Source organism: Sphingopyxis sp., from assembly GCF_016463645.1.
GTDB lineage: Bacteria > Pseudomonadota > Alphaproteobacteria > Sphingomonadales > Sphingomonadaceae > Sphingopyxis.
The window spans coordinates 1-1,947 of record NZ_JAEMQX010000256.1; the positions used below are offsets into that span (position 1 = coordinate 1).

The 1,947-nt window shown below is 66.2% G+C and carries 2 protein-coding genes and 1 pseudogene; all 3 read right to left on the reverse strand.

The window, feature by feature from the left end:
* A pseudogene (gene pyrH, locus JHC57_RS22290) lies at positions 1 to 208 on the reverse strand (UMP kinase); the annotation flags it as partial.
* 116 nt (positions 209 to 324) lie between these two features.
* Positions 325 to 1,251 (reverse strand): translation elongation factor Ts, encoded by a 927-nt coding sequence (gene tsf / locus JHC57_RS22295; RefSeq protein ID WP_294032742.1) that lies wholly within the window; start codon positions 1,249 to 1,251, stop codon positions 325 to 327.
* Between the two features lie 132 nt (positions 1,252 to 1,383).
* Positions 1,384 to 1,947: 30S ribosomal protein S2 (gene rpsB, locus JHC57_RS22300; RefSeq protein WP_294032743.1), on the reverse strand; the 564-nt coding region annotated here is incomplete at its 5' end.

Genomic DNA, 1,947 nt, shown 5'->3' on the forward strand with positions numbered 1-1,947 from the left:
GGTCCATGCCCTTGGCGGCGCCCGCCATGCCGCGAAAGATGTTGCCGCCGCCGATAACGAGGCAGATTTCGAGCCCGCGGCCTTTGGCTTCCTTGACCTCGGCCGCCATGCTCGCAACGGTCTCGGGATCGATGCCAAAGGGACTGGAGCCCATCAACGCCTCGCCCGACAGTTTCAGCAGAATGCGTTTCATGCCGGCCAGAGCCATGATCGGGGGAACCTCTTGCAAACTCGATATAAGCGAATGGCGCGCACCCTAGAGCGGGCACGCGCCATTGCCAAGCGGACTACCGCGACGAACGCAGCAATCCGGATCTTCTTTTGTCAGACGCCGGCGACGGCCGCGACTTCCGCCGCGAAATCGCTTTCTTCCTTCTCGATGCCTTCACCGAGCTGGAAGCGGACGAAGCCCGTGAGCGTCACGCCCGCGCCGACTTCCTTGCCGGCAGCGGCGACGACTTCGGCGACCGGGGTCTTGCCGTCCATCACGAAGAGCTGCGACAGGAGCGCGTTTTCCTTGCGGAACTTCGCGATCGAACCGTCGACCATCTTCGCCACGATGTCGGCGGGCTTGCCCGACTGGGCAGCCTTTTCCTCGGCGATCGCGCGTTCGCGGGCGACGAGGTCGGCGTCGAGATCGTCGCCGTTCAGCGCCAGCGGGTTCGCCGCGGCGACGTGCATCGCCAGCTGCTTGCCCAGCGGTTCGAGAACGTCGGCACCGGCGGTCGATTCGAGCGCGACGAGCACGCCGATCTTGCCCATGCCCGGCGCGGCGGCGTTGTGGACATAGCCCGTGACGACGCCCGAGTTCACCGAAACGATGGTCGAACGACGCAGCGACTGGTTCTCACCGATCGTCGCAATGTTGCTGGTCAGCTTCTCGGCGACGGTGCCGCCGCCCGGATAGGCGGCCGCGGCGAGCGCCTCGATGTCCGAAATATTGCCGGCGAGCGCGACGTGCGTCACGTCGCGGACGAATTCCTGGAACTGCTCGTTCTTGCCGACGAAGTCGGTTTCGCTGTTCACTTCGACCATCGCGCCGCGGGTGCCGTCGGTGGCGACGCCAACGAGGCCTTCGGCGGCAACGCGGCCGGCCTTCTTGGCGGCAGCGGCGAGGCCCTTGGTGCGCAGCCAGTCGATCGACGCTTCGATGTCGCCGTTGTTCTCGGCGAGCGCCTTCTTGCAATCCATCATGCCTGCGCCCGTGCGGTCGCGCAGTTCCTTGACGAGAGCGGCCGTAATTTCAGCCATCGGATGTTCCTTTCAAAACGGGCGGGCTCATCTGGCCCGCGGGACGCCCGCGCGCATGGCGGGGCGATAAGTCAAAGGGATGACAGGGACGGCGCCGGCCTGTCGCCGCGCCGTCCCGTCATGCCCGAGCGATTATGCGTCGCTCTGACGTTCGGTTTCGGCGGCGGCTTCGGCCGGGACCTGTTCGTCTTCGGTCACCGGAGCGGCGACGTCGGCAGCCGGAGCGGATTCTTCGGTCAGCACGGCTTCGGCAGCGGGCTCGACAGCGGCGCCGAGATCTTCGCCGCGGTTCGCGCGGGCCTGCTGGCCGCCACGGGTCGCCGCCTGGGCCACCGCGTCGCAGTAGAGGCGGATGGCGCGCGCGGCGTCATCGTTCGCCGGAACCGGGAAAGCGATGCCGTCGGGCGAGACGTTCGAATCGAGGATCGCGACGACGGGGATGCCAAGAACGTTGGCTTCCTTGATCGCCAGCTCTTCCTTGTTCGCGTCGATCACGAACATCACGTCGGGAATACCGCCCATGTCGCGGATGCCGCCGAGGCTGAGCTCGAGCTTGTCGCGTTCGCGGGTCTTGTTGAGCACTTCCTTCTTGGTGAGGCCCGAGGTGTCGCCCGAGAGCTGCTCTTCGAGCATCTTGAGGCGCTTGATCGAACCCGAGATCGTCTTCCAGTTGGTGAGCATGCCGCCCAGCCAGCG

What these genes read in the sequence shown, in the direction of transcription:
- tsf (WP_294032742.1), bottom strand. Translation starts at nt 1,251, where the DNA reads ATGGCTGAAATTACGGCCGCTCTCGTCAAGGAACTGCGCGACCGCACG.